At 52.9% G+C, this 23,326-nt stretch carries 19 protein-coding genes; 14 read left to right on the top strand and 5 right to left on the bottom strand.

What is annotated here, in order from left to right; all coding sequences use genetic code 11:
* The first annotated feature begins 73 nt into the window (after positions 1-73).
* The 4 genes from typA (at position 74) to BQ7382_RS05715 (ending at position 6,726) form a co-directional block, all read left to right on the top strand.
* Positions 74-1,948 carry a translational GTPase TypA gene (gene typA / locus BQ7382_RS05730; protein WP_077391140.1) on the top strand — a complete coding sequence of 625 codons (1,875 nt, stop codon included), beginning with the start codon at positions 74-76 and terminating at the stop codon, positions 1,946-1,948.
* Between the two features lie 114 nt (positions 1,949-2,062).
* Positions 2,063-5,524: a pyruvate carboxylase gene (locus BQ7382_RS05725; RefSeq protein ID WP_077391139.1), complete on the top strand. Its 3,462-nt coding sequence runs from the start codon at positions 2,063-2,065 to the stop codon at positions 5,522-5,524.
* A gap of 163 nt (positions 5,525-5,687) precedes the next feature.
* Positions 5,688-5,978, top strand: coding sequence for a hypothetical protein (locus BQ7382_RS05720; protein ID WP_077391138.1), 291 nt, complete (start codon positions 5,688-5,690; stop codon positions 5,976-5,978).
* 217 nt (positions 5,979-6,195) lie between these two features.
* Positions 6,196-6,726 carry a rhodanese-like domain-containing protein gene (locus BQ7382_RS05715; RefSeq protein ID WP_159437238.1) on the top strand — a complete coding sequence of 177 codons (531 nt, stop codon included), beginning with the start codon at positions 6,196-6,198 and terminating at the stop codon, positions 6,724-6,726.
* 191 nt (positions 6,727-6,917) lie between these two features.
* Here the strand turns inward: BQ7382_RS05715 and buk are convergent, their stop codons facing one another.
* Complete coding sequence (gene buk, locus BQ7382_RS05710) at positions 6,918-7,976, bottom strand: butyrate kinase (protein ID WP_077391136.1); 1,059 nt, start codon at positions 7,974-7,976, stop codon at positions 6,918-6,920.
* A gap of 297 nt (positions 7,977-8,273) precedes the next feature.
* Here buk and mltG point away from each other — a divergent pair, with 297 nt between their 5' ends.
* From mltG to BQ7382_RS05685, 5 genes are all read left to right on the top strand, one after another.
* Positions 8,274-9,311, top strand: coding sequence for an endolytic transglycosylase MltG (mltG, locus tag BQ7382_RS05705; RefSeq protein WP_077391135.1), 1,038 nt, complete (start codon positions 8,274-8,276; stop codon positions 9,309-9,311).
* Between the two features lie 51 nt (positions 9,312-9,362).
* Complete coding sequence (locus BQ7382_RS05700) at positions 9,363-11,675, top strand: peptidase U32 family protein (protein ID WP_077391134.1); 2,313 nt, start codon at positions 9,363-9,365, stop codon at positions 11,673-11,675.
* A gap of 140 nt (positions 11,676-11,815) precedes the next feature.
* A complete protein-coding gene (locus tag BQ7382_RS05695; protein ID WP_077391133.1) occupies positions 11,816-12,373 on the top strand; it encodes a GNAT family N-acetyltransferase in 558 nt (185 codons plus the stop codon).
* A gap of 2 nt (positions 12,374-12,375) precedes the next feature.
* Entirely contained in the window at positions 12,376-12,759 is a 384-nt protein-coding gene (locus BQ7382_RS05690) for a VOC family protein (RefSeq protein WP_077391132.1), read from the top strand.
* The gene (locus tag BQ7382_RS05685) at positions 12,756-13,466 is read left to right on the top strand and encodes an MBL fold metallo-hydrolase (protein ID WP_077391131.1); all 711 of its coding nucleotides are present in this window, start codon (positions 12,756-12,758) and stop codon (positions 13,464-13,466) included. The genes BQ7382_RS05690 and BQ7382_RS05685 overlap by 4 nt, the downstream gene beginning before the upstream one ends.
* A 32-nt stretch (positions 13,467-13,498) precedes the next feature.
* Here BQ7382_RS05685 and BQ7382_RS05680 read toward each other — a convergent pair whose 3' ends face one another.
* The 3 genes from BQ7382_RS05680 to BQ7382_RS05670 form a co-directional block, all read right to left on the bottom strand.
* A complete protein-coding gene (locus BQ7382_RS05680) occupies positions 13,499-13,765 on the bottom strand; it encodes an AzlC family ABC transporter permease (protein ID WP_159437237.1) in 267 nt (88 codons plus the stop codon).
* Between the two features lie 61 nt (positions 13,766-13,826).
* The gene (locus BQ7382_RS05675) at positions 13,827-14,198 is read right to left on the bottom strand and encodes a DUF4180 domain-containing protein (RefSeq protein WP_077391129.1); all 372 of its coding nucleotides are present in this window, start codon (positions 14,196-14,198) and stop codon (positions 13,827-13,829) included.
* Positions 14,199-14,253: 55 nt separating this feature from the next.
* Positions 14,254-16,629, bottom strand: a complete 2,376-nt coding sequence (locus BQ7382_RS05670; protein ID WP_077391128.1) for a helix-hairpin-helix domain-containing protein — start codon at positions 16,627-16,629, stop codon at positions 14,254-14,256.
* A 201-nt stretch (positions 16,630-16,830) separates the two neighbouring features.
* Here BQ7382_RS05670 and BQ7382_RS05665 point away from each other — a divergent pair, with 201 nt between their 5' ends.
* Complete coding sequence (locus BQ7382_RS05665) at positions 16,831-17,301, top strand: prolyl-tRNA synthetase associated domain-containing protein (protein ID WP_077391127.1); 471 nt, start codon at positions 16,831-16,833, stop codon at positions 17,299-17,301.
* A gap of 39 nt (positions 17,302-17,340) precedes the next feature.
* Here the strand turns inward: BQ7382_RS05665 and BQ7382_RS05660 are convergent, their stop codons facing one another.
* Positions 17,341-18,015, bottom strand: a complete 675-nt coding sequence (locus BQ7382_RS05660; protein WP_077391126.1) for a GntR family transcriptional regulator — start codon at positions 18,013-18,015, stop codon at positions 17,341-17,343.
* Positions 18,016-18,234: 219 nt separating this feature from the next.
* Here BQ7382_RS05660 and BQ7382_RS05655 point away from each other — a divergent pair, with 219 nt between their 5' ends.
* The 4 genes from BQ7382_RS05655 to BQ7382_RS05640 all read left to right on the top strand — a co-directional run bounded on the left by BQ7382_RS05655 (position 18,235) and on the right by BQ7382_RS05640 (position 23,325).
* Complete coding sequence (locus BQ7382_RS05655) at positions 18,235-19,566, top strand: Glu/Leu/Phe/Val dehydrogenase family protein (protein WP_077391125.1); 1,332 nt, start codon at positions 18,235-18,237, stop codon at positions 19,564-19,566.
* 46 nt (positions 19,567-19,612) lie between these two features.
* Positions 19,613-20,926, top strand: a complete 1,314-nt coding sequence (locus BQ7382_RS05650) for a sodium-dependent transporter (RefSeq protein WP_077391124.1) — start codon at positions 19,613-19,615, stop codon at positions 20,924-20,926.
* A 201-nt stretch (positions 20,927-21,127) separates the two neighbouring features.
* Positions 21,128-21,685 carry a hypothetical protein gene (locus BQ7382_RS05645; protein ID WP_144082088.1) on the top strand — a complete coding sequence of 186 codons (558 nt, stop codon included), beginning with the start codon at positions 21,128-21,130 and terminating at the stop codon, positions 21,683-21,685.
* A complete protein-coding gene (locus BQ7382_RS05640) occupies positions 21,685-23,325 on the top strand; it encodes a GH3 domain-containing protein (RefSeq protein WP_235847956.1) in 1,641 nt (546 codons plus the stop codon). Before BQ7382_RS05645 ends, BQ7382_RS05640 begins: the two co-directional genes overlap by 1 nt.
* Position 23,326 lies beyond the last annotated feature (1 nt).

Below are 23,326 nucleotides of genomic sequence, written 5' to 3'. Positions count from 1 at the left end.
AAAACAGCTGGAGACAGCAGAGGAAAAGACACAAGACAAAAGTCAGAAGAACAGACAGAGAGGAAGAGGTTTGATGAGCGAAAAGCAGAAGATAATCAACATTGCGGTGATCGCCCACGTCGACGCGGGAAAATCCACGCTGGTGGACGCTCTCCTGGCACAGTCCCATGTGTTCAGGGAGAACGAGCAGGTGGTGGACTGCGTGATGGACAGCGACGCCATAGAGAGGGAGCGCGGGATCACGATTTATTCCAAGAACTGCTCCATCATGTACAAGGACTACAAGATCAACATCGTGGACACCCCTGGCCACGCGGATTTCAGCTCCGAGGTGGAGCGCATCATGAAGACCGTGGACACGGTCATCCTGCTGGTGGATTCCAGCGAGGGTCCGATGCCTCAGACACGCTTCGTGCTGAACAAGTCTCTGGAGCAGGGCCTGAATCCGATCCTTTTCATAAACAAGATCGACAAGAAGGATGCCCGCATAGACGAGGTCGTAGACGAGGTGTACGAGCTCTTCATGGACCTGGAGGCCAACGACGAACAGCTCGACTTCCCTATCCTTTACGGAATCGCTCGTCAGGGCATCGCTGTGAGAGAGCCTGAAGAGGCCGCCGATGTCATCGTGGATTCCGGTGAAAAGAAGATCAAGAAGAGCCCGAAGGGTTACGGGGATCTGAACATAGAGCCGCTCCTCGAGACCATAGTAGAACACTGCGACCCGTATCCTGACCTGAGAGATGAACCTTTGCAGCTCCAGATCTGCTCCCTGGCGTATGATGACTATATCGGAAGGCTGGGCATAGGAAGGGTCACCAGAGGAACCATCAAGGAGGCTCAGCAGGTCTCCGTTTGCAAGGCCGACGGATCCATTTCGAAGAACAAGATCAACCAGGTCTTCGTCTACAGAGGACTCCAGAGGATGCCTGTGAGCGAGGCCGAGTGCGGAGATATCGTCGTGGTATCCGGCATCCCGGACATCTCAATAGGTGAGACCATCTGTGCGCCTGACCACCCGGAGTCCCTGGGTGAGATCCACATCGAAGAGCCTACTCTTTCCATGAACTTCATGGTAAACGGTTCCCCGTTCGCAGGGAGAGTCGGGAAATACGTGACCAGCCGCCATATCAAGGAGCGTCTGGAGAAGGAGCTGGAGGTCAACGTGGGACTCATCGTAGAGCCTACCGACTCCACCGACTGCTTCAAGGTCAGCGGAAGAGGAGAGCTGCACCTTTCCATCCTCATCGAGAACATGAGGCGTGAAGGCTACGAGCTGGCCGTGTCCAAGCCTGAGGTGGTCATAAAGAGAGACGAGAACGGAAAGAAGCTGGAGCCTGTGGAAGAGGTCGTTATCAGCGTTCCGGACGAGTACTCAGGTTCGGTCATCTCCAAGCTCAACATGAGGAAGGGCATGATGCGCCAGATGATGAGCGAGAGTAACGGATATACCAGGATCGAATACATCGCTCCTACCAGAGGCCTGATGGGCTACAGGACGGAGTTCATCAACGACACCCACGGTGAGGGCACAATGGTTCGCCGCTTCGAAGGATTCGAGGAGTGGAAGGGTGAGATCCCGCAGAGGACCAACGGAGTTGCCATCGCCCAGGAGGAGGGTGTATGTACCCCATATGCCATCTTCAACATCCAGGAGAGGGTCCAGATGTTCGTGGAGCCTGGAACGAAGGTCTACGAAGGTATGATCGTGGGAATGAACTCCAGGGGAGACGACATGGTGGTCAATCCGTGCAAGGCGAAGAGAGTCAGTAATATGAGAGCCGCAGGAAGCGACGATACCATCAAGCTCACGCCGCCGAGGGTGTTCTCCCTTGAGGAGGCCCTTGAGTTCATCAACGACGATGAGCTGGTGGAGGTCACACCAGACGACATCAGGCTCAGGAAAAAGCTCCTCCACGAGCTGGAGAGGCGCAGGGCCGGCAGATAGACATTGTTCGTAAATTGGAGATAACATTTAAATCCCAGGCGATTCTTTGTTTACTAAGAACAAGAATTGTGAAATAATAGAACAGCAAAAATTTTTGGTTATGGGGTGAAACTAATGGGAAGAATCAAAACTTTTAAAAAGGTTCTGATAGCAAACAGGGGCGAGATCGCCATCAGGATCATCAGAGCCTGCAGGGAGCTGGGGATACGCACTATCGCCATCTACTCCGAGGAAGACAAAAATGCTCTTTTCCGCACGAAGGCCAACGAGGCCTACGAGATCGGGAAGGGCAAGAACCCGATAGATGCGTACCTGGACATTCCGGGGATAATAGAGCTGGCCAAGGCAAAGGGTGCCGACGCCATACACCCGGGATACGGTTTCCTGTCTGAGAACCCTGCTTTTGCGGAAGCCTGCGAGAATGCGGGGATAGAGTTCATCGGGCCTACACACCAGATGATGAACAGCCTGGGCGACAAGATACAGTCCAAGCTGGTGGCAGAGAGCGTGGGAGTTCCTACCATTCCAGGTGTCGACGCTCCTATTCGCACGGAGGACGAGGCCGTTGAGTTCGCCAGAAAAGCGGGATATCCTGTGATGCTGAAGGCTGCGGCCGGCGGCGGCGGAAGGGGCATGCGCATCGTCAGAAGCGAGGATGAGCTGCTTCCACAGTTCAGGAGCGCCAGGAGCGAGGCAGCCAAGGCTTTCGGCAACGACTCCATCTTCATAGAGAAGTACCTGGAGGAGCCTAAGCACATAGAGGTCCAGGTGCTGGGAGACAAGTACGGCAACGTTGTACATCTCTTTGACAGGGACTGTTCCGTTCAGAGGAGACACCAGAAGGTCATCGAGTTCACACCTGCCCTCTGCATCACTGACGAGCAGAGAGAGGCCATCTGCCAGGATGCCCTCAAGATAGCCAGAGCGGTGAACTACAGGAGCGCCGGTACGGTAGAGTTCCTGCTGGACAAGGAAGGAAACCACTACTTCATCGAGATGAACACCCGTGTTCAGGTGGAACATACTGTTACGGAGCTGGTGACGGGTATCGATATAGTTCAGGACACCATCCTGATCGCAGAGGGCTATGCTCTCGATTCCGACAAGATCGGCATAAAGAAGCAGAGCGACATCACACTGAACGGATATGCCATACAGTGTCGTGTCACGACCGAGGACCCGGCGAACAACTTCGCTCCTGACACCGGTACGATCTCCATGTACAGGAGTGCCGGTGGATTCGGCATCAGGCTGGACGGCGGAAACGGGTTCACGGGATCAGTTATCTCACCGTACTACGACAGTCTGCTGGTGAAGGTGTGCGCATACGCCCGTACCTTTGATGACACCATCAACAAGGCGATGAGGGCGCTGAGAGAGATGAAGGTCGAAGGCGTGAAGACAAACATCGGCTTCCTCCTCAATGTGCTGAACCACCCGCTTTTCAGGGTAGGACAGTGCAACACCGGATTCATCGCAGACAACCCTGACCTGCTGAACATCAGGAAGGTGGCAAACAGAGAGCTGCAGCTGCTGGACTTCCTGGGCAACAAGATAGTAAACGAAACGAAGGGAGAGATAAAAGACTTCAACGTCCCTGTCGTTCCAAAGATAGACGAGTCCGCCATCGGCACCATGAGAGGAACAAAGCAGCTTTTCGACGAAAAGGGCCCGAAGGCGGTCGCTGACTGGGCGCTGAGCCAGAAAAAACTGCTGCTCACAGACACATCTCTCCGTGATGCCCACCAGTCTCTCCTGGCTACCAGAGTCAGGACGAAGGACATGGAGAAGATCGCTCCGGCCATGGCCTACTATGGAAACGACTTTTTCTCCTTCGAGATGTGGGGAGGCGCTACCTTCGACGTAGCCTACAGGTTCCTGGGAGAGGATCCTTGGGAGAGGCTCGAGACTTTGAGAGAAAAGATCCCGAATGTCCTGTTCCAGATGCTCATAAGGGGAGCCAATGCCGTCGGTTACAAGAACTACCCGGACAACACCATCAGAAAGTTCGTGAAGGAGTCCGCGAAGGCCGGCGTTGACGTGTTCAGGATCTTCGATTCCCTGAACTGGGTGAAGGGCATGGAGATCGCTCTTGACGAGACCCTGAACCAGGGAATGATCGCCGAGGCCTGCATGTGCTACACCGGCGATATCCTGGATGAGACCAGGGAGAAATACAATCTGAACTACTACGTGAAGATGGCCAAGGAGCTGGAGAGAGAGGGAACTCACATCATTGGCATCAAGGACATGTCAGGCCTTCTGAAGCCTATGGCGGCGTACAAGCTGATTAAGGCACTGAAGAACGAGGTCGCAGTTCCTATCCATCTCCACACCCACGACACGTCCGGAAACGGTGTGGCGACGGTGCTCATGGCCGCACAGGCGGGCGTGGACATTGCGGATGCCGCATTCAACAGCATGTCCGGACTCACATCCCAGCCTGCCCTCAACTCCATCGTGGCTGCTCTCAAAAACAGCGACAGAGATACCGGCATGGACGAGGACGGACTTCAGAAGATATCCGACTACTGGACGGACGTACGCCCTGTTTACAGCCAGTTCGAGTCGGACCTGAAGTCCACATCCGCGGAGATCTACAAGCTGGAGATCCCTGGCGGACAGTACTCCAACCTGAAGCCTCAGGTGGAGAGCTTCGGCATCGGACACAAGTTCGACGAGGTCAAGGAGATGTACGTCAAGGTCAACCAGATGCTGGGCGACATCATCAAGGTGACTCCTTCATCAAAGGTGGTCGGAGACCTGGCGATATTCATGGTACAGAACGGGCTGACTCCGGAGAACATCGTGGAAAAGGGAAAGGACTTCGACTTCCCGGATTCCACAGTTTCATACTTCGAGGGAATGATCGGACAGCCTGAAGGTGGGTTCCCGAAGGACCTCCAGAAGGTGGTGCTGAAGGGCAAGAAGCCTATCACCTGCAGACCTGGAGAGATCGTGCCGCCTGACGACTATGACGCCATCAAGAAGTACCTCGTTGAAGAGCTGGGCCTGGAGGGCACAGAGCAGGAGCAGGTCAGCTACGCCATCTACCCGAAGGTGTTCGAGGATTACGTAAAGGGCATCAGAGAGAAGGGCAACTTCAGAAGAATGGGCAGCGACGTGTTCTTCCACGGCATCTCCGTAGGACAGACCGCCGAGATCACCCTGAAGCCTGGAAAGACCACTGTGGTATCCCTCGTCGACATCAGCGAGCCTGACGAGGCAGGAAACAGAGACCTGACCTTCAGCGTGAACGGCAACAGAAGAGTCATAAGCGTGAAGGACAAGCAGGCCCTGGTGAAGTCCGTGATGTCCGGGTCCACCATCCACTTTGCCAGCGACGACGATCCTAACGAGATCGGAGCCAACATCCCTGGCAACATCCTGAAGGTGCTGGTAGAGGCAGGAGATAAGGTGAAGAAGGGCCAGCCTGTGGCGATCATCGAGGCCATGAAGATGGAGACCAACGTGATCTCCCCTAAGGACGGAGAGATCGAGAAGGTCTATATCAAGGCCGGTGAGCAGGTGAAGGCCGGTCAGCTGGTCGCCATACTGAAAAACGAGGACGAGTAGTCCGGAGGATCCGGCAGGCATAGCCTGAGGAGCTGTGTAAACTGGAAAAGTCGAGGGGCAGGCTGTCCGGCGGCGGAAAGGCGCCGCCGGGGAGCCGCCCCTTTTGTGTGCGGACACTTGCGACGATGCGCCGGGCGAGACTTTTATCGGAAAGAGGAACTATATGAAAAGCAGGACCGATGAGCTTTACGAGCTGATGCTGGAACGGGGATATCCTGAGGACTTCTCAAGGTTGATCTGCTCCGAGATGAACACCGACTTCACGGCGGACAGGATGATGAGCTACGTATTCGGCGAAAAGCACCGGCTGGAGGACGTGGCCGATGAGATGCTGGCGATCGCGGATCTCAGAGACCGCCTGGTCGACAAGCACGTCACAGAGCACGCCCAGGCCTCTATCAATGAGCTGTACAGGGATATCAATGATGATGAAGTTAGTGATGATGAACAGTAACATCCGACACTTCGGCGGATCCTGGCAGGCAGTATAAACTTGCTGCTGGCAAGAGAAAAAATGAGATATTTGTACTTTCAATAATACAATTCCGCAAAGTAAAATATTGCAATTCCCGATCTTGCTCTATCCTGTTGAAGGTTGGAGCGGCCAGTTGCTACAATCAACTTGTCAAAAATACTACCGATTTCTTTTGATGAGTAGAAGGAGAACGATCATGAAGAGAAAGACATCAATTCTCGCACTGGTTGTAGCGATCCTATTCACGCTGGGCATGTTCAGCAGTGTATTCGCTGCCACAGCACCAAGGTCATCCCAGGATGGAAACGAGCTGCAGGTAGAGAAGGCCACCATCGACTACATGAATCAGGCCAAGGAAGGAAAGTACAAGACTGTTTCCACACCTACCGTGAAGAAGTGGGTCGACAACGGCGACAAGATGGTGATCATCGACACCATGCCTGCAGACTTCTATGCCGGCCAGCACGAGCCTGGTGCCATCAACGTAACATTCCCTATGACACAGAAGGAAGTTACCAAGGACATGCAGAAGGACCTGATCAAGGCAGTTGGCAAGAACAAGAACAAGAAGATCGTGGTTTACTGCGGATTCGTTGAGTGCCCGCGTTCCCACTATGCAGCAAAGTATCTGGTAAAGAAGGGATACAAGAAGGTTTACCGTCAGGCAGGCGGTATCGGCGCATGGATGGATGCTGGATACGAGACAGAGGCATCCCCTGCAGCATAGAGAACATAGACAATACAGTGATGAAGAGAGACCGGCATCACCGGCTGTCCTCTGAACTGTGAACTATGAAGAAGACCGGCAGACATTTTCGATCGGAGATGTCTGCCGGTATTTTTGTCGTGGCGAGTGCTTTAAGGGAAAGAAAAAAGGAGACGGCATCTGCCGTCTCCCCATCGAACTCAGCGATCTTCTTATTCGTAGATCTTGTAGTCTCCGTTCTTCATGGCTCTGTCAACGCCTGCAGCCAGTGCAGCCATCTCCTCCTCGCCAGGGTATCTCATGATAGGAGCGATCTTGCTCACATAGGAGCTGATCTCGTCGCAGAATCTCTCGCTGTAAGCCATTCCGCCTGTGTAAGCGATGGCATCTACATCGTAGTGGAGAACTGCAGCCATTGCGCCGATGTCCTTAGCCAGCTGGTAAGCGATGGCTCTGAACGCGCCCAGGCACTCCTTGTCTCCCTCGTCGAATGCCTTCTGCTCAACGGTACGGAAGTCCTTAGTTCCTGTGTAGGAGAACACTCCGGCCTCGTGACCGATGATCCTCTTCACTTCCTCCTTGGACTTTCCGGAGAAGCACATGTTTACAAGGGCGTTTGCTGGCAGGCTTCCGCCTCTGTCCATTCCCATCGCACCGTCGTCCTTTACGTTGTTCACGTCAACGACCTTGCCCTTCTTGTGGGCCGCAACGGAAACTCCGCCGCCAAGGTGAACTACGATGAGGTTGAGCTCCTCGTAAGGCTTGCCGATGTCGTGAGCCGCCTTGCGGGCAACGGCCTTCTGGTTCAGGGCGTGGAAGAAGCTCTGTCTCTCCATTCCCTTCAGTCCGGAGTAGCGTGCAACGTCGTCCAGCTCGTCAACGCTTACAGGGTCAACGAAGAATGCAGGGATGCCGACCTTGTCTCCCAGCTCCTTTGCCAGGTAGGAACCCAGGTTCGCGGCGTGCTCCCCGAAAACAGGGTGGTGGATGTCGTAGATAACTGCATCAGTTACCTTATATGTTCCGGAAGGGATGTGCTTCAGCATTCCTCCTCTTCCGCATGTGGCGTCGAAGTCCTCCAGCTTGTAGCCGTTCTCCTCTAGCGTCTTCATGATGACGTCGCGGCGGAAAGGCATCTGGTCAGGGATACGCTCGTACTTGTCCATCTCTGCGGCGTCGTGGTCGATGCCTGTGCGGAATACTTCCTTGTCGTCCTCGTATACCGCTATCTTCGTGGAAGTAGCTCCCGGATTGATGATAAGATATCTCATACTTAGAATTTCTCCTTTCACTTGGAAAAAAATTCAGTCGCCGCGGCGCAGGTTCAGGCGGGCTCTTTAAGGTGCCCGGGCCTGGGGAAATATCCGCGGACTGATTCACACGTCACTCATTATAGCACCCCGAATCGTTAAAAAGGAACCAAAATACACGCTAAAGACAAAATGCACGAAATACAGGAAATGCACGATGTGCATCGGAGAACCACAACATATGGCGGGAAAAAACATCCCTTCACGTGATACAATGTACAGCAGAAAACGATAAAACAGGAAGTATAAGAAACACAAATGAAGGCAGCAGAAAGAAAGAAATTAAACAAAAAGATACTAGTGGTGATCATTGTTGCCGCAGTGCTCATATTGGCACTGGTGCTCGCGGGAACGAGGATCAGGAAGGAGAATTTCACTGTGGAAAAGGGATGGGGCACCGTTGCGGTGGCTCACGGCCTGAAGGAGCAGGGGATAATAAGGAGCGAGACGTGCTTCAAGGCCTTTGCGACGGTAGCGGGCGCCGGCGGCGACTGGAAGTACGGGACGTACACCATCGACAGATCCGGTTACTTTTCCCTGGTGAAAAAGCTCACCACGGCGGAGCCACAGGGCGTCAAGGTGACCATACCGGAAGGCTACCAGGCGAAGCAGATAGGCTCGCTCCTCGAGAAAAAGGGCATATGCACCAGGGAGGCATTCCTGGACGCCTGTGTGAACCACACTTTCGACTATTCGTTCCTGAAGGGACTGCCGATAAGCTCGCGGATAAGCGGCCTGGAAGGCTATCTTTTTCCGGACACCTACTACTTCCCGAAGAACACCGACCCGGATGTGGTGATCAGCGCCATGCTGAGCCGCTTCGACCAGAAGGTGAACACAGCGAAGATCCGGAAGAAGGCAAAGGCCCGCGGCCTCACCCTCGATCAGATGGTGATCCTTGCATCGATGGTGGAGAGCGAAGCCACAACGACTTCTGACAGGAAAAAGGTAGCATCTGTTTTCATGAACCGGCTGAAAGAACCGGGGACACATCTCGGGAGCTGCGTCACCGTTGAGTACGCCATGGGAGTCAAGAAAACCATCATCTCATACGAGGACACACAGTACGATTCCCCGTACAACACCTACCTGAACCCGGGCCTGCCCTACGGGCCGATCTGCTGCCCGGGCATGGACAGCATCAACGCGGTGCTGGATCACAAGGACACGGACTACTATTATTTCCAGTCTGACAAGTACGGAAAGCTGCACTTCGCTTCTACGTATGAGGAACACCTCGCAATACAGAAAAAGCTCCAGGCCAACTGGAAGACCGGGGAAGCGAAAACCATTTAGATGAGATGTCGGTTTTAAGGAAGATCGCACGATAACAGGAGAGAAATTTTCATGAAAAAACCGGAACTTCTTGCACCGGCCGGGGGCATTCCCCAGCTGATCGCCGCGGTGGAGAACGGGGCGGATGCGGTGTACCTGGGAGGAGATCTTTTCAACGCCAGGATGAACGCGTCCAACTTCAGCATAGACGAGATCAGGAGGGCAGCGGTCTTCGCCCACAAGAGGGATGTGGACATACACGTGACCATGAACACCTTGCTGAAGGACGAGGAGCTTCTTCCTGCACTGAAATATGCGGGGAAACTGTACGAGGCGGGCGTGGACGCCCTTATCGTCCAGGACATGGGGCTGGTGAGGCTCCTCAGGAAACACCTGCCGGGAATGACACTTCACATGTCCACCCAGTGCACGGCCTCCGACGTGAGGACCGTGAGGGCTGCCGGGGACATGGGCTTTTCCAGGGTGGTGCTGGCCAGGGAGCTTTCCCTTGATGAGATCCGTGAGATGTGCAGGCAGGACGTGGAGATAGAGGTGTTCGTCCACGGTGCCCTGTGCATCTGTTACTCGGGGCAGTGCCAGCTCAGCAGATACTTCGGCACCAGGAGCGGCAATCGCGGGACCTGCGCCCAGCCGTGCAGACTGTGGTACCGGACTTTTTCTGAGGATGGAACAAGAGATGATCGCGCGCCGGGCCATCCCCTGAGCCCCAGGGATATGTGCCTGGTGGACCACATGGCGGAGCTGATCGATGCCGGCGTCACATCCTTCAAGATCGAGGGCCGCATGAAATCTCCTGAGTACGTGGCTCAGGTGGTGAGGGTGTACAGAAAGTACATCGACCAGGTGCTGGCAGGAGGGGACGGGATGGTCTCTTCGCGGGACCGCATGGATCTGTCGCAGATCTTCAACAGGGGCAGGTTCACAGACGCCTATCTCAGGGGTGACTCGGGAAAGGACCTCATGTCCGGCACGATCCCCAAGAACCAGGGAATCCTCATCGGAAATGTGGCCGGCAGGGGGAAGGGAGATCTCGTAGATATTTCCCTGAAAAAAGAGATGGACGTGGTCGCACAGAATGGGAGCCGCAGTAGCGGCAGACGGGTGACGTGGCCTCTTACGACGGGAGACGGTGTGGAGATTCGCAGTTCTCATGACGGAGAAAATAAAGACGTGGATAACGGAGCCGTTCCGGGTGGCATCATAAGCTACTGCCGTCTGGCGGGAGACCTGGTGCGCATAGGAGATATAAAGGACAAGAGGAACAGTATCCGGATCGGAGATCCTGTGTACAGGACATCCTCAGTCCTCCAGATGAGGGAGCTTGAGGAGAGCTTCCGCGGAAAGACTCTGGAGGAAGGAAAATTCCAGCGGAAGGCAGACGTCGAACTGTTCGTGACGGAGAAGTGCGGTATGCTGAAGCTGACGGCTGTGCATCAGAGGGGAAACCAGGCGGAGGCTGAGGCCGGGCCCTTTGAAAACTCCCGCAAAGGCGGTCCGGATCTGCGGGCAAGGGGTGAAAAGGCCTTTTCCAAGACCGGAGGCACCCCATACAACATCAGAAAGATCCACTGGCTGGCCGGTGAAAACTACGATATCCCCATGTCTCGGCTCAACGCTCTCAGAAGAGAGGTACTGGAGAGGCTGGACGAAACATTCATTCAGGACAGGCCGGCGATGATGGATACAGGTCTCAGGGAGCCTGAACTCTCCTGTGACGAAAGCACTCCTCGGGTGCTGGAACTTTATTACCTGGACTGGGAGACATTTTCCCGCGACGGCAGAGAACATGTGACAGCATCGGGAAATAAATACGGGATCCCCGTCCGCTGCCTGGTACCCCTTGTGGAATTTTACAGAAATCACGGTGAAACTGCCGGAGACATCACGGTGATCCCGTATATTTCCAATGTTTCCAGGGGTCGGGAAAACGAGTACATCGAGGAGCACCTGGACGGCATCCTGGAGCTCTGCGGAAAAACAGGGGTGTGCATCGGTTCCATCGGCTGGCTGCAGGTGTTTAGAGACACAGGTGTGACCGTGTATGGGGACTACGGCCTGAACGCATACAACTCATCTGCGGTCAGAGCGCTTAAAGAACTCGGCATGGAGGACATCGCCCCTGGCCTCGAGTCCGCGGAAAAAAGCTGGGGTGCATATCCTCTGATGACCCTCGAACACAGGCCTGACGGGATCTTTATGGAAAAGGGAGGCCACGGCGGGGAGAGGTTGAGGATATTCTCCAGGAGCTGCAGCGATCAGACGCTCATGATCCCGGATCTGGACGAGCTCGGTTTCCCGGAACTCGAGGAGCTGCAGGTACGCGGATGTGACGTGGCAAGGATATACGTTCCGCCGCTGAGATAGGGCATCCCTGACGGAGGCCGCAGAAGTAACACTGAAGGGTGTTTGTTTTTTTTCAATTGAAAAACCACGGAAGCATCTGTAGAATTACATAAATAGGCATAGGCATTTTATATATTTTTATACAAAAAACGGAGGATCAAATGATCACCACTGAACACCTTAAGATAAGAAAGGCATCCTTTGCGGACTGCGATGATTTTGCGAGATGGGAATCCCGTGAGAACGTCATCGAGCATTTCTGCATCGACGGCAAGCGGGACCTGGACACCGTGATAGACCAGTTCCATCAGGTCACCCACGACAAGACCAGAATGTGGCTGACCATCCTGGACAAGAACACCAGGCAGGCCATCGGGAGAGTAGGGATCACCGACATCGATGAGCTCAACGATTCCATGGATCTCACCATAATATATATAGCTGACGAATCAATGAGGGGCAAAGGCCTTGGCAGCGAGGCCATTCAGGCGGTGCTGGAGCTGGCGTTCACCAGGTTCGGGATGCACCGTGTATCGCTCAATTATTTCCTGGACGACAGCCTCGGCGAGCACCTGTACTCGAAACTGGGGTTCAGGAAGGAAGGCATCATGGTCAAGGCGGGCAAGCAGAACGGAGAGTACCACGACCTGCAGCTCATGGCCATCCTGAAGGAGGAGTGGGAGGCGCTCCATCCGGAAAAGGCACAGCAGGAGGACTAGACATGTTTGCATTCAACCACTTTAACTTTAATGTGAAAGATCTGGACAAGAGCCTGGAATTCTACGATAAGGCCCTGGGGCTGAAGCCCGTGAAGGTGAAGGACAACGACGACTTCACACTGACGTTCCTGGGTGATGGAAAGACCGGCTTCCGCCTGGAGCTCACGTATCTCAAGGACAGGACCGAGGCGTATGACCTCGGAGAGGTGGAGTACCACCTGGCCTTTACAGCAGATGACATGGAAGCCGCTCACGATCTTCACGAGAAGATGGGCTGCATCTGCTTCGAGAATCCGGATATGGGCATCTATTTCATCGAGGACCCGGACGGGTACTGGATCGAGATAGTCCCTGACGGTGAGTACATGGCGGAGCACACGAAATGAAGCTGACGTATATTTACCATAGCGGCTTTTTCCTGGAGATGGAGAGAGTTGATCTCTTGTTTGACTACTACCAGGGCGAGCTCCCGGATCGCGACCGCGAACGCCCGCTGGTGGTATTCGCGAGCCACCGCCACCCGGACCACTTTTCAAGGAAGATATTCAAGCTTGCCGATGACTACAGCCGCGTGTATTACGTCCTGTCGGACGACATCAGCAAAAGCCAGGTGCCGCCGGCCTTGAGAGAACGGTGTTTCTTCGTCGGGCCCCACGAGGACGTGAGGCCGGAGATCCCGGGGGTAGACATGAGAATCCGCACACTCGAGTCCAACGACGAGGGCGTTGCCTTTATCGTCGAGACCGAGGGAAAGAAGATCTACCACGCAGGTGATCTCAACAACTGGTGGTGGGACGACGGCACGCCCGAGGACAGGGATCTGGAGGCCAGATACAGGGCCGAGCTGCAGCGGATAGATGGAGAGAACTTCGATGTCGCCTTCGTTCCGGTGGATCCGAGGATAACCGGATGGTGGAAGGGAATGGAGGACTTTCTTGACCACTGCAGCGGAGATGTGCTGGTGCCGATACACGGCTTCGGGGACCACTCGATGCCCGCCAGGCTGAGGAGCCGCATGGAACGTAAAGGAAATGAAGAGAATAAAAAAAAGCTGCTGGATGTGGAACATCCAGGGCAGCAGTGGGAGCTGTGAGAGGCTCCCTTTTTTGTTATACCATATTAGATTCAGACGAACACCGCCTGGACCAGGAACATGTAGAGGGCCGTTCCCAGGGCCATGGACAGCCCGTAGAACAGGTGGCGTGATCCTACGGCAATGGCCGTGATAAAGGCCGCAGCGGGGTTGAAGGACGAAATGAGTATTCCCGTCAGAAGGAACTCCATGGAGCCGGTGTAGACCACAGCCGCCGTTAGAACAGGTAAAAACGAGGGCATACCCTTGGAGACCATCAGGACTCCGTAGGTGATGCCCAGGAAGACATATCCTGCCATAACGGGTATCGTGAGTGGAAAAGCATGTTTTAGTGCATTGCTTCGTGTGTTCATCGGCATGTCACTCTGCCGTCAGCCGACATACGGCCTCTTCTTCGTCTTTTACGAAAAAGTGGTCATGGCCGTTGTTGGATTCGTAAATAAAGTCGTGGAGAGGCTTGCTGGTGTATCTTGAAAAATCACCGTATACGGCTATTTTGAAACCGTAGTTTATAAGCTTCTGAAGTATCTCTCCCGCCAGACCGGTGCTGAGCACGAAAAAGTCATCGCAGATCAGCTCCTTAGCGATGGCCACCAGGTTTGTGGAATACTGGTAGTCGACGCTGACCATGAGATCCAGCGCCGACCGGACATCAGTTATCATCCTCTCATCGCTGCCGCCGCGGATGACGGCTGCAGTTTTACCGTTTTTCTCGATCGTTTCGATGTTCATAATATTTTATCTCTGTCCCCGATACTATCATTCCCAGATCGTACAGATATATCATCTAGTGTTTCTTTCCGAATTTTGCCAGCAGCTTGGCGTTGGCGTCGGCAAGGGTGGCCGACCCCTCGTCGGATCTTCCATTTCTACGGCTGTTGCCGCCGTTGCCGCGACCGCCGCTGTTCCTTTTTCCGGAGCCCCTGTTCTGGCCGCTGCCCTGTCCTCTGGACCTGTTTTTCCTCTCGGCGTCGCGCTGAGTGAGCTCGTCCGGGGAGAGCAGGCTGAGGCCGACGCGCTCCTTCTCCTTGTCGATCTCAACGACCCACACCTTGATCACGTCCCCCACGGACAGTATCGTCGATGGATCATCGACCCTCTGGCGGCTCATGCGGGTGATGTGAACGAGACCATCAGAATGGAGACCGATGTCCACGAAGGCGCCGAAGGCCACCACGTTCCTCACGGTACCGTAAAGCTCGTCACCGATCTGGAGATCGTCGATCTCCAGGACGTCGCTCTTGAGAAGTGCACCGTCGAACTGGTCTCTGTAGTCCCTGAGAGGCGTGCGGATGGCGTCCTCGATGTCCTTGAGGGTGTAGCTGTCGATGCCGAGTCCGCTCACTGCGTCCTCCGGGAAGACCGCGTCCTCCTGACCCAGGCTATCGATACCGCAGACCTTCATGACTTTGCGGGCGTCGTCGTAGCTCTCCGGGTGGATTGAAGTCTGATCCAGCGGCTCATCGCCGCCGGTGATACGGAGGAAGCCGGCACACTGGGTAAATGCCTTCGGGCCCAGCTTCTTTACCTTGAGGAGCTGCTTCCTGTTGGTAAATGCTCCGTTTTCGTTTCTGTAGTTCACTATCTCCTGGGCGATCCCGGCGTTCAGTCCGGAGATATGCTTCAGGAGGGCAGGAGAAGCTGTGTTCAGATCAGCGCCGACCCTGTTGACCACCTTCATGGTGGCCTCATCGAGCCTTTCCGTCAGGGCTTTCTCAGGAAGGTCGTGCTGGTACTGTCCGACGCCTATAGATCTTGGATCGATCTTGATCAGTTCAGGCAGCGGGTCCAGGAGGCGTCGCCCGATGCTCACGGCAGACCTCTCTTCCACAGGCATGTCAGGAAACTCTTTTCTGGCGTCCTCCTGAGCACTCCACACGGAAGCACCAGCCTCGGAGACGATGGCATAGCTCAGGTCGAGGTCGTTTTCTCTGATCAGACCAGCTACCAGGCTCTCGCTCTCCCGGGAGGCGGTGCCGTTTCCGATGGCCACGATCTTCACATCATATTTCTTGATGAGCTGGAGCAGCCTTTCCTTGCTTGCCTCCAGGCCGCCCTTGCCCTTGAACGGGAAAATCTTGTCGACGGTGAGCATCTTGCCGGTCTCGTCCAGCACCGCCAGTTTGCATCCGTTCGCATATCCCGGGTCGAAGGCCAGGACCACGCGCCCCTTGATCGGCGGCTGGGACAGGAGGCTCTCGAGATTGGAGGAGAACACCTCGATGGAGCTGGCGCATGCCCTGTCCGTAAGGTCTCTTCTGATCTCGTTCTCTATGCTCGGAAAAAGCAATCTCTTGCAGCCGTCTGCCGCGGCCCGGGAGATTTCCACAACGGAAGAGATGGTATCAGCATCTCCCGGGAAGGCAGGGAGCTCCAGGGCGTCAGGTGTGTACTTTCCGAGAAGTGATTCGCATGCCTTCAGCGCCAGGGCATCCCTGTCATATGAGAAGGAGGCGGTGATGACCTTTTCCTTTTCAGCCCTGTTGATGGCCATGATCCTGTGGTCCGCAAGGGATCTCACAGGCTCCGTGCGGTCGTAGTACATCTCGTATGTTTTCTTAGGGTCTTCGGCATCCTTTTTCTTCGCTGTGACCAGGGAGCCATGTCTGTTGATGTGCTCCTTGAAGCTCCATCGAAGCCTGGCGTCGTCGGATACCTGTTCGGCGATGATGTCCTCGGCTCCCTGGAGAGCTTCCTGCCAGCTCCCGACCTCGTCGCTTATGAACTCCTCAGCCTTGGTCCTGACATCTCCATCTCTGCTCTCAGACAGATCCAGGAGCCACTGTGCCAGTGGCTGGAGACCCTTCTTGATGTCCATGCCGGCCCTTGTCTTCTTCTTTTCCTTATATGGTCTGTACAGATCCTCGACCTGAGACAGCTTCGTGCATGCCCTGATATCAGCCTCGATCTCCGGAGTGAGCTTTCCCTGCTGGCTGATGATCTCTATCACCGCATCCTTGCGCTCCTGGAGGCTGATGCCGTACTTGTACTGCTTTTCCACGAAGAGGATCTGCTCCTCGTCCATGCCCTTAGTCGCCTCCTTCCGGTATCTTGCGATGAAGGGAACAGTGTTGCCCTCTTCCAGGAGAGCTAGTGTGTTCTCAACTGATGACCCGGGAACCTTGAGTTCCGCCGCTATTTCTCTGATCAGATCGTTGTTCATATGACCTCGTTATCGTTGTTATCACGCGGAAGATCCGCTTGCATTATTGGATAAAATGAGACCCGTGATGACACGGGTGACATTTATTTTATATGCTCACGTGGTATCTTGCAAATGGCAATATTGTATAATAATTTCATGAACTTGGCGGCCGAAGATGGTCGTAAAATAGTTTTTTGAAAAGACGAGAAGGAGATTCCATTGGGCTTATATAAGTTGTTAGACGAATTAAATATTTCATATAAGGAAGTTGTCCATCCAGCTGTCTATACCATAAGCGAGGCGGAGCAACTCCACATAGGTCTTCCAGGAACGGAAGTGAAAAACCTGTTCCTCAGGGATAAGAAGGGCAAGGGGAAATATTATCTGTACTGTCTTCCCGCACACAAAAGGGCAGACCTTAAGGGCCTGCGTAGTAAGATCGGAAGCGGCGCTCTCACTTTTGCAAGTGAAGGAGACCTCTATGAAAAAATGGGGCTGACGCCCGGATCTGTTACGCCTTTGGGGCTGATCAACAACACAGAACGCGACATAGTTCTCCTTATCGATAGAGAACTTGATGGGGAAATAGTCCTTGTACATCCAAATATCAACACAAAAACGATGTCGATCACCATGGACGATATACTGCGGGTCGCTAGATATATTGGTGTAAAGATAATATTCGTTTAAGGTGTGATAGCGTCTTCAAATGAAAATCGTCTAATAAAGTTATTCGGATCGTGCCATATTCTCGAAGTAAGCGATCGGGCTGGTGTTGTGTTCCCTTAGAGCTGCCTTGAATTCACAAGCATTCCTGTTCCTGAGGCAGCTGACAAGTTCCTTGTGGTCGGATATTGATTTCTGCCTGAAGGTGATGTCCTTCTGGTATGCTGATACGAACATATCGAGCTGGACCTGAGTGTTTGCTGCAAACTTCTGTAGTGTGACATTTGGACAGGCCTGAATAAGGCGGTTATGAAATTCCACAGACAGATGGGAAAACCTGGTATGATCCTCTTCAGAAACTGTCGCTATCTGATCGGATATTATTTCGTCGAGATCCGTACAAAGTGCATCGACATCAGAGTCTTCAGAAGAGAGGAAGAGATCCATCATTCCTTCTAGGAGCACAGTATTGGCTGTTGCGATCTCGCGGACTTTTGATGGGTCCAGAACGGAAACGCGCGGGCCAGCGTTGTATTTCATTTCTACATAGCCGCTTTGAGCAAGTCTGTTTATAGTTTCTCTCATAGGAGTTCGGCTTACTCCAAACTCTTCAGAAAGGGCTTCGATGTTTAATCGGTCTCCAGGAGACAGCTCCCCATTCTGTATTTTTCCTATTATAAGATCATATATCTGATCTACCAGTGAATTCCTTACAACTTTTGTTCTGCCAGAGGGCATATAGTATCTCCTCGCTATCTCTGATTAACGGATTATTCACATATCTATTGTTTAGAGATGATAACAGAGAAAAAAAAATAAATCAACAATACGTATTGCATGTAATATGTGATATGTGGTAATATCCACTCGACAAAACATATTACATGTAATACGTGATGCATGAAATGCGTAGTTGGCCAAATCTGAAAGATGAAGATGTATTTCAGGAGGAATATTATGGACGATAGAAGCTTATTCACACCTCTTAAGGAAGAAGGCCTGACCACCCTCAAGATCCGTTATGACTGGAGAACGGGAAAGGATTATATGTGGGCGGCAAAAGAATGGGACCCGGATATCAAATGGAGTGACTACAACAGGAAGTTTTATCAGGAAAGCCTGCTGACTGATGATGACATTCGCCTGAATGATAAGGAAACCAGGGAGCTTTTTGCAGAATATGGCCTTTCTGATTACCTCGAGGAAGTGCTGGATCTCCTGAGAAATGGAAGGTATTTCGGCCTTGATTGTCTGTACAATTCTCAAAAGGACTGGAGATTTATTGCAAACATTCACACATATATTATGGGAATGGAAAACTTTGAACAGTGCATTTACACCGGCGGGATCAGGAGACATCCTAAAGAGGATGCTGAGATCGATGTGCTGATAGACGGACTTAATCTCGCCAGAGCAGAGACTCATAAGCACATTGCAGCAGGATTGCATTACGGCGGCGGAAAAATTGCGGTTCATGCTGAACAAATCGATCTGAATAACAAAGATGAGCTGGGATTCATAGCATTTGCCCTTAACAGAGTGAGATTTTTCACTGGTCCGGATATGAATTACCCAGTGGAGCTTGCAGATGCCCTTCATGAATACACGAGATATATTAATGGTGGACTTAAAAACAATCCGCTTGGTGCATCTGGTGTGCCAACGGCGTGGGGTGTAGAGCATGCATTAAGAGAGGCAGTAAAGGTGAAATTCGGTCAGACGGACCTGAGGGGGTTAAAAGTGGCCGTAATGGGACTTGGTGCCGTAGGTTATCCGCAGGCAGAATACCTTCTGGAGGATGGCGCGGATCTGATCGTAAATGATCTCGATCCGGAACGGTATGAGAAGTTAAAGGCAGCGCATCCTGATGCGAATATTGAATTCACAGACGACATTCTCAACACTGAAGCCGATATCCTCTGCCCATGTGCTATAGGAGGCTTTTTAACTGAAGATGTGATCAACGGCCTCAAGGTCAAGATGGTGTTTGGAGCAGCAAACAACCAGCTTGCAGCTAAAACGATAGAGGAGGAGATCGCGCTGTCAAAGAAACTGGCTGCAAGGGGGATACTGTACGAAGAGTGCTGGGTACACAACATTGGCGGAGTGATGTCCGGAGCAGAGATGCATATGCACGAAGACAAAGCAGATAAGCAGGCTCTGATGGATAAGGTAGCTGTAAAGTGCGCTGAAATGACTCGTGTAAACCTGAAGGAAGCCAGTGAGCTGGGTATCACACCTACGGAAAATGCATACAGGTCTGTTGAAGCGAAAATATATGGAGAATAGTGATGCATCCCTTTGAAGGTGATTCCAGGAGAAAGGAGGTAGCGCTATGGAGGATAAATCGCGAGACAGTTTTGGGTCAAGGTTGGGATTTATCGTTTCAACCATAGGGTTTTCAGTAGGAGTAGGGACACTGTGGAGATTTCCGTATGTATGCGGAACATATGGAGGAGGTTTGTACCTTCTGACATATGCTCTATTCATGATCGTCATAGGAATTCCACTCTTCACGGCCGAAGTTTCGCTGGGAATGGCATCAAGACAGACTCCTGTAAAAGCATATCAGAAGCTTTCGGGAAAAAAGCCGTGGGGGATCGTAGGACTGTTTAACATGCTCTGCATCGTGATGGTAGCAGGGTATACCGTGCCGGTCTACGGATGGGTCATTCATTACATTTACGCTACGCCGATGGGTGTATTCAAGGGAATGAACTCAGGACAGATCGCTGAGTATTTCGGCACGTTCAGCAGCAATCACACGCTTGTCATAGCACTTATTCTTGTGAACTGTGTTCTGACGATGCTTGTTGTGAAAAATAATCTGCAGGATGGAATTGAGAAAATTGGAAAAGTATTGCTGCCTTCCCTCGTGGTCATCATGGTTGCTATAGTGATCATGGGCCTGAGGCTGCCTGGAGCATCGGATGGTTTAAAGTTCCTGTTCAGCCTGGATGCAGCAAATTTCAGCGGTGAGTCGATTCTATCTGCACTCGGACAGACATTCTTTTCTCTGGGAATTGCCATGGCTGTTGCTTTAACATTCGGAAGTTATCAAAAAGAGGGAGACCTGAATGCGCTCAAGAATTCTACTATAGTTTCCTGTGCAGTGATCTTTGTGGCGATCCTTGCGGGAATGATGATCTTCCCATTGACATCGGCGTTTGGTCTGGATGTACAGGCCGGGCCTGGACTGACGTTTATCGTGATGCCGAATGTGTTCAATGCGTTGCCAGGAGGTCTCTTCTGGGGGACTCTGTTCTATATCGCCTTCTTTATAGCTGCTTTCTCCTCGGGTATTGCAGGATGGCAGGCGATAATAGGATTCCTGATGGATCAGTTTGGATTTGGAAGAATGAAAGCGATGTTCACAACATTCCTGCTCGTCCTTGTGATTGGAATACCAGCTACGCTTTCAGATACTTTGTTCAATTTTTTCGACATGATCACGAATAATATTTTTCTGACAGCAGGCGCATTCTTTATGTCGATCTTTGTCGGATGGATATGGGGGATAGATAATTTTGCGGATACGATTGGAATCAGCAAAGGATCTGGAATGGTCAAAACGCTTGGATTTATCATAAAATTTGTCGCACCGTTGATCATAGTAGTATTTTCACTATCGCTCTTCGGACTGCTGTAAACTAGTGCTTCAACAACAACTGCGGCAAAATTGATAAATGGTGATTATGGTCAGACGACGGGTTCGAAGTCATGAACTTTGCCCCGTCGTTTTTTGTGTAGCTCGTACCATTTGTTTACACAGGCAAAGTTATAATCCTATACATCGGGTGCGATTTAAGTTAAAATATATACATTGTCGTGCATTTAAATGAGGTGACTGGTGATTAGGTGGATCTTTCTGGGATGCGTTTCCTTCCTGATGTTCGTGGCTTATGACATCAATCAGACAAGGAATAACCGCAGGGCGCTGAGGCTTCTTTTCCCGGCGGGGATCTTGCTCCTCGCTCTTTCCTCGGTAAAAACAGCCGCTTCGGACGCGGCTTTTCCGGGCCCGCATGCGGCATCGGCAGCGTGGCTGGCAGGGGCGGCCGCCTCGGCGTGGCTGCTGATATATTCGCTGTTCTTCGCCATTCCCGCCCACGAAGCATACGTGGAGGGGTCGGCCCAGAAGCTTTGTACCACAGGAGTCTACGGTGCATGCCGCCACCCCGGAGTATGGGGATTTGCGGGAGTATATTTTTTCCTGGCACTCTTCCTCGGATCCCGGCACCTCATGACCGGCGGAACGATATTCACCCTGTGCAATATCGGATACTCCTGGTTCCAGGATGAATATATTTTTCCAAAGGTCTTCGATGATTATTCGGATTACAGGAACTCTGTCCGCTTCCTGATCCCGGCAGGGAAGAAGGGACGGGACAAGATACGGAGAAAGTGATGAAGAGGGGAACTGGATCTTCACGCATGAGATACGCGGACAAGCTGGAGCACCAGCACGAGCTGGATCTGTGGGGGGAGTACTGCGGATTCCTCAGCCTGAGTCCCGAGAAATTCAACAGGATACAGGAACGCCTCATGGAGGAGCAGATCAGAGTCTGGTCTGAGAGCGGCCTGGGGCAGAGGATACTCAAGGGCAAGAAGCCACGCAGCATCCGGGAATTCCGGGAGATGGTCCCACTCACCAGATATGAAGACTATGCGGATGTTCTGCTCAACAGGCGCGTGGACATGCTTCCGGCTCCGCCGGTGATCTGGCTGGAGACCACATGGGAAGGCGGCCGCCATCCGGTGAAGACCGCGCCGTACACCCAGGATATGATCGAGGCGCTCAATAATAACATGCTGGCCATAGTGACACTGGCATCATCCAGCGAACCGAATGAGTCCCTGCTGCGGAACGGGGACAGAATGCTTTTCGGTCTGGCCCCGCTGCCGTACGTCACGGGGCTTTTTCCCCACGTGCTGGAAAAGGAGATAGACTTCAGGTTCCTTCCGCCCGTCCGCCAGGCTAATGCAATGAGCTTCGGACAGAGAAATAAGGAGGGATTCAAGATGGGGCTTGAGACTGGCATCGACGGATTCTTCGGGATGACCAGCGTCATCGCGTACATGACGGAGCAGTTCATAAACTCGGCGTCCGGAGAGAAGAAAGGCACGAGCTCCGGTAAGATGCGCAGGGTATCTCCGCGCATGGCTCTCAGATTTCTCAAGGCGAAGAGGACCTGTGAAAAAGAGGGGCGCCATATGGTGCCGGGGGACGTGTTCAGCCTGAAGACGCTGGTTTGCGCCGGTACCGATACGAGATGCTACAAGGATTTCCTCGGCGAGGCCTGGGGGATAACGCCCCACGAGATCTTCGCGGGCACCGAGATGTCACTGCTCTGCACCGAGACAAATTCGCATGACGGGATGGTTTTTTTCCCGGACAGCTGCTTCCCTGAATTCATCCCTGAGGAGGAGTCCCTGCGTTCGCAGAGAGATCCGTCGTATCAGCCCAGGACACTGCTCCTCAGCGAGCTTCAGGACGGACACGACTACGAGCTGGTGATAACCAGCCTGAAGGGTGGAGCCTTCGCCAGATACAGAGTGGGGGACATGTTCAGGTGCGTCCATCTCAACGGGGACAGCACCACCGGGCTCCCTCTGGTGCAATATGTGGACAGGATAAACAATGTCATCGATATAGCCGGATTCACGAGGATAACGGAAAATTCCATAAACGATGCGATCCGCCTCTCAAGGCTCCCGATAACCAGCTGCACTGCGGCCAAGGAATGGGAAAAGGGGAGAAGGCCGTATCTCCACCTGTACCTCGAGATAGACCCGGAGTCGGTGGATTCGGCTGCCGTGAGCGTACAGGTCCTCAGGGAACACCTGAAGGTCTACTTCAAATTCATGGATACAGACTATGACGATCTCGAGAAGATGCTGGGGATAGATCCGCTGAGGATCACCGTGCTGAAGTGCGGTTCGTTCCAGCACTGCCGGGAGGAGCTGGGCGAGGACATACCGGCGATAAACCCGGGAAAATACGTTATCAACAAGCTGATGTCCTACGGAACGATCCAGAGGAGATAAT

It is taken from the genome of Mobilibacterium timonense, from assembly GCF_900155555.1.
GTDB lineage: Bacteria > Bacillota > Clostridia > Peptostreptococcales > Anaerovoracaceae > Allobaileyella > Allobaileyella timonense.
The sequence above is the reverse complement of the archived record's forward strand: the minus strand, read 5'-3'. Positions and strand labels throughout refer to the sequence as shown.